Below are 4,697 nucleotides of genomic sequence, written 5' to 3'. Positions count from 1 at the left end.
GCCAATAGCCAGCAGACGTGGTGTTCGGCTTCTATGGCGCCCTGTCGCCGGCCACGGTGATGCGCCAGGCCGCCTATGGCGTGCGCCAGATGGCCGAAGCCCTGCCGCTGGGCCGGGTGTCGGCGCTGCCCGGCAAGGCGATGCGGCGCATCGATCTGCTGCGCGGCCTGAACTGAGACTCAGACCGTCCGCTTCATGCTGACGATCGCCACCGGGTCAGCAGCATCTCGCCCTTCATGCCGGGCGCATAGGCCGGACCGCCGGTCGGCTGCGCCAGGATCTTGCGCACGATCTCCATGCCCTTGATCACGGTTCCGAAGGCCGCGAAGCCCTGGTTGTCGCCGGGCGCGCCGGGATGGGCGTCCAGATAGGGCTGGGCGCTGGCGCAGATGAAGAAGTCGCAGGTCGCCGAGCCCGGCGCGTTGCGGGCCATGGAGATGGTCCCGGCCCGGTGCTTGATCCCTGTCGCTCGCGTGCTCTCGTGCGCGATCGGCGCGAAGCGTCGGACCCGGGGCGAGGGACCGCCCTGGATCGAACCCGCGCCCTTGACGCCCTTGGTCCGCGAGGCGCGATAGATCGTGCCGCCGTCATATTTCTTCGCATCGACATAGCGCAGGAAGTTGGCGCTGGTGACCGGCGCCTTGTCGGCCTCCAACTCGACCACGATCACGCCCTGCGCGGTCTGGATCGTCACCCTCGGCTTGGCGGGCGCCGCGAGGGCCTGAAGGGGTTGGGTCGCCAACAGGCCGGCGGCGCCCAGCAGGCTGCGGCGGGCAATCCTCGTGTCGGTCATCGTGGTCCTCTGGCGTTCCCGTGGGCGCGAAATCATATCCCGCGCCCCGGACAACCGCCATGCCTAGCCCTGACCAGCCCCACCCGCCGGTTGGCGGATCGATGCGGCCGGCTTCCCAGGCGCGGGTCCAGGCCAGCTTCTCGACGCCTTCGCGGAAGGCGAAGCGCAGCAGGTGTTCGCCGACCACGTCCTCCAGCCGGCCCAGGCCGTCGTGACTGTCGGTCTCGACGATGATGTCGAGGCCGGTCGGGTCGGCGATCATGCGGCAGTCGCCGATCGGCAGGGGGTGTGGGCGGTGGTGGCGTTGAAGGTCACCGCGAACTTGTGGCTCCAATGCTTGGCCAACTGGGTCATGTAGCGGGCGGCCTTGTCGGTGCTCAGGCGGGCGTGGCTTTGCATGAGGCCCCTAGATCCGCTCGATGGCGCCCGCGGCGTCGTCCAGCACCTTGGCCAGGGCGGTCACCTGCTCGGCTGACAGCTGACCGGCGGTCAGGCGCAGGCGCAGGGCGGTCTTGAGGTTCTCGCGGGCCCGCAGGATGGCGGGAGAAAAGGCGGCGCTGCGGGCGGCGGCCTCGGCCATGCGCTCGAACAGGCCGCGCACCGGCTGGTTATTGGCCTGGAGGAACTCTTCGCCCGCCGGGGTGATGGCATAGAGCTTCTTGCCGCCGCCGGCGTCGCTGCCGGTCACATAGCCCAGCTCTTCCAGCAGGGTCAGGGTGGGATAGATGACGCCCGGGCTGGGCGTATAGGCCCCGCCGGCGGCGGTCTCGACGGCCTTGATCAGTTCGTAGCCGTGGCTGGGCTTTTCAGCGATCAGCTTCAGCACCACCAGGCGCAGGTCGCCATGGTCGAAGAACCGACCCATGCGGCCGCCGCGGCCATGGTGGCCCGGGCCGTGACCCTCGGGTCCGTGAAAGCCGAACGGGTGGCGACTGTGATGGCCGTGGCGGCCCCCGTGATTATGATGTCCGAACATCGTGTTTCCGATCGTGTTTCGTTATATCGGATTTACAGATATATCGAAATTGACCGAAGACAAGAGTGTATTTAGATATATCTTAAATCCGCGGGATGGTCGCGGGGCGCTGGTTCGGATCGGCGGCCCTTGGCGGGTCGAGAGTCCGAACCGTCAGACCGCCTGCAAGGTCGCGGCCAGCAGCCGCCCCTCGTCGGCGCGACTGGAGCCGGCCCGCCAGGCGACCACGATCTCGCGGCTCGATTTGGCGGTGTTGAGCGGTCGCACCGTGACGGCCGCGTGGTCGGTGAGACCGGCCTCGACCGCCATGGCCGGCAGGAACGAGATGCCCAGGCCTGACCCGATCATCTGAACCAGGGTGGGCAGGGAGGTGGCCGCGAAGCTCTCCTCGTCGCCGACGCCGCGGGGCGGTTCCAGGCCGCAGGCGGCCAGGGCGTGGTCGCGCAGGCAATGGCCGTCCTCCAGCAGGATCATATCGTCGCCCTCCAGACTTTCGGGCGAGACGCGGTCCTGCAGCGCCATCGGGTGATTGGCCGGCGCCGCGGCCAGCAGTTCATCATCCTCGACATGGGCCCAGGCCAGGCCGGTCATGTCATAGGGCAGGGCGATCAGGGCGGCGTCCAGGGCCCCGGCCTTCAGCGCGGCGATCAGCCTCTGGGTCAGGTCCTCGCGCAGGAACAGCCGCAGCTTGGGGAAGCGCTCGCGCAGGACCGGCAGGGCCCGGGGCAACAGATACGGCGCGACGGTCGGGATGACGCCCAGACGGAAGCGACCGGCCAGGGGCTGGCCCGCGCCGCGCGCCGCCTGGACCAGGTCTTCGGTCTGGTTGAGGATGGCGTTGCCGCGCCGCACCGCCTCCTGGCCGGCGGCCGTCAGGATCACGCCCGAGCGTGCTCGGTCGACCACCGCGGCGCCGAGGATCTTCTCCAGTTCCTGGATGCCGGCAGACAGGGTCGGCTGGGTGACGTGACAGGCCTCGGCCGCCCGGCTGAACGAGCCGTGCTCGGAGAGGAGTTTCAGATATTGCAGCTGGCGCAGGGTGGGGAGCATGGCCCCGATATAGGCCGGTTCAAACGGAACGGAAAGGCTTTAGATCGAACCAATCTATCGACAGATATGATTTAATCGATTTGCCCTATCAAACGGCGGGCCCTATACAGGCTCCACCTCATCAGGAGCACCACCATGTCGTTGATCAACACCCCCATCAAACCCTTCACCGCCGAAGCCCTCAAGAACGGCAAGTTCATCACCGTCAGCGACGCCGACCTGAAGGGCAAATGGTCGGTGGTGTTCTTTTACCCGGCCGACTTCACCTTCGTGTGCCCGACCGAGCTGGAAGACCTGGCCGACAACTATGCCGAGTTCCAGAAGCTGGGCGTCGAGATCTATTCGGTGTCGACCGACACGCACTTCGCCCATAAGGCCTGGCACGACACCTCGGAAGCCGTCGGCAAGATCAATTACACCATGGTCGGCGACCCGACCGGCAAGATCACCCGCAACTTCGACGTGATGATCGAAGAGGTCGGCCTGGCTGACCGCGGCACTTTCGTCGTCGATCCGGACGGCAAGATCCAGATCGTCGAGATCACCGCCGGCGGCATCGGCCGCGACGCCCTCGAACTGCTCCGCAAGGTCAAGGCCGCCCAGTACGTCGCCGCTCACCCGGGCGAAGTCTGCCCGGCCAAGTGGGAAGAGGGTGAAAAGACCCTGAAGCCCTCGCTCGACCTCGTCGGCAAGATCTAAGCCTAACCGACGACCGGCGCCGCCCCTGTCTTCCAGCCCGGGGGCGGCGCCACTTCCGGACTCCCCGCCGGCCTATTTCTGAAGGATCCCAGCATGTTGGACGCTACTCTGAAGGGCCAGCTGACGGCCTATCTCGAAAACCTGCGCCAGCCGATCACCCTGGCCGCCTCGCTCGACGACAGCGCCGGGTCGCGGGACATGCTCTCCCTGCTCGAAGAGGTCGCCGCGACGTCCGACAAGGTCAGCCTGGTGCGGCGCGACGACGACGCCCGCAAGCCGTCCTTCGCGATCGAACGCGCCGCCGGCGACGCCAAGGTCCGCTTCGCCGGACTGCCCCTGGGCCATGAGTTCACCTCGCTGGTGTTGGCCCTGCTTCATGTCGGCGGTCATCCGCCCGCGTCGAGGCCGAGGTTCTCGATCAGGTGCGCGCCCTGCAGGGGCCCTTCCACTTCGAGACCTATTTCTCGCAGAGCTGCCAGAACTGCCCCGACGTGGTCCAGGCGCTCAACACCATGGCGGCCGTGAACCCCAACATCACCCACGTCGCCATCGACGGCGCCCTGTTCCAGAAGGAAGTCGAGGACCGCCAGGTCATGGCCGTGCCCACCGTCCTGCTGAACGGCCAGCCGTTCGGTCAGGGCCGCATGAGCCTGGAGCAGATCCTGGCCAAGCTCGACACCGGGGCCGTGGCCCGCGAGGCCGAGAAGATCAAGTCCAAGGCCGCCTATGACGTTCTGATCGTCGGCGGTGGTCCGGCCGGCGCGGCCGCGGCCATCTACGCCGCCCGCAAGGGCATCCGCACCGGCGTCGCCGCCGAGCGCTTCGGTGGCCAGGTGCTCGACACCATGGGCATCGAGAACTTCATCTCGGTCTCGCATACCGAAGGTCCGCGCCTGGCGGCCCAGCTGGAACAGCACGTCAAGGACTATGACGTCGACATCATGAACCTGCAGAGGGCCGTGGGCCTGGTCGCGGCCCAGACCCCGGGCGGCCTGATTGAGGTCAAGCTTGAGAACGGCGCCAGTCTGATGTCGCGGTCGGTCATCCTGGCCACCGGCGCCCGCTGGCGGCAGATCAACGTCCCGGGCGAGGACGAGTATCGCAACAAGGGCGTGGCCTATTGCCCGCACTGCGACGGTCCGCTGTTCAAGGGCAAGCGCGTGGCCGTGATGATCGGCG

The 4,697-nt window shown here is 67.4% G+C and carries 5 protein-coding genes and 2 pseudogenes; 3 read left to right on the top strand and 4 right to left on the bottom strand.

Translation table 11 applies throughout. The features are described from left to right. Positions 1–17 precede the first annotated feature (17 nt). Entirely contained in the window at positions 18–176 is a 159-nt protein-coding gene (locus CSW58_RS06815; RefSeq protein WP_236627693.1) for a hypothetical protein, read from the top strand. 17 nt (positions 177–193) lie between these two features. Here CSW58_RS06815 and CSW58_RS06810 read toward each other — a convergent pair whose 3' ends face one another. The 4 genes and pseudogenes from CSW58_RS06810 to CSW58_RS06795 all read right to left on the bottom strand — a co-directional run bounded on the left by CSW58_RS06810 (position 194) and on the right by CSW58_RS06795 (position 2,819). Further along, on the bottom strand, positions 194–793 hold the full coding sequence (locus CSW58_RS06810; protein ID WP_369825103.1) for a peptidylprolyl isomerase: 600 nt from the start codon (positions 791–793) through the stop codon (positions 194–196). Positions 794–980: 187 nt separating this feature from the next. Continuing rightward, positions 981–1,147, bottom strand: a pseudogene (locus tag CSW58_RS15020) (DUF2218 domain-containing protein); the annotation flags it as partial. Between the two features lie 52 nt (positions 1,148–1,199). Continuing rightward, on the bottom strand, positions 1,200–1,769 hold the full coding sequence (locus tag CSW58_RS06800; RefSeq protein WP_099446782.1) for a PadR family transcriptional regulator: 570 nt from the start codon (positions 1,767–1,769) through the stop codon (positions 1,200–1,202). A gap of 153 nt (positions 1,770–1,922) precedes the next feature. After that, on the bottom strand, positions 1,923–2,819 hold the full coding sequence (locus CSW58_RS06795) for a hydrogen peroxide-inducible genes activator (RefSeq protein WP_099446781.1): 897 nt from the start codon (positions 2,817–2,819) through the stop codon (positions 1,923–1,925). A 135-nt stretch (positions 2,820–2,954) separates the two neighbouring features. Between CSW58_RS06795 and ahpC the strand changes: the two genes are divergently transcribed. Both ahpC and ahpF read left to right on the top strand, forming a co-directional pair. Then, the gene (gene ahpC, locus CSW58_RS06790) at positions 2,955–3,518 is read left to right on the top strand and encodes an alkyl hydroperoxide reductase subunit C (RefSeq protein ID WP_099446780.1); all 564 of its coding nucleotides are present in this window, start codon (positions 2,955–2,957) and stop codon (positions 3,516–3,518) included. 93 nt (positions 3,519–3,611) lie between these two features. After that, positions 3,612–4,697 (top strand): annotated as a pseudogene (gene ahpF, locus CSW58_RS06785) (alkyl hydroperoxide reductase subunit F); the annotation flags it as partial.

Source organism: Caulobacter sp. B11 (assembly GCF_002737765.1).
Taxonomy (GTDB): Bacteria; Pseudomonadota; Alphaproteobacteria; order Caulobacterales; family Caulobacteraceae; genus Caulobacter.
This window is presented reverse-complemented; position numbering and strand designations above follow the sequence as displayed.

Excerpts from the sequence above, each read along its gene's own strand:
- CSW58_RS06795 (WP_099446781.1), bottom strand. The coding sequence starts at position 2,819 with ATGCTCCCCACCCTGCGCCAGCTGCAATATCTGAAACTCCTCTCCGAG.
- CSW58_RS06810 (WP_369825103.1), bottom strand. The coding sequence starts at position 793 with ATGACCGACACGAGGATTGCCCGCCGCAGCCTGCTGGGCGCCGCCGGC.
- CSW58_RS06800 (WP_099446782.1), bottom strand. The coding sequence starts at position 1,769 with ATGTTCGGACATCATAATCACGGGGGCCGCCACGGCCATCACAGTCGC.
- ahpC (WP_099446780.1), top strand. The coding sequence starts at position 2,955 with ATGTCGTTGATCAACACCCCCATCAAACCCTTCACCGCCGAAGCCCTC.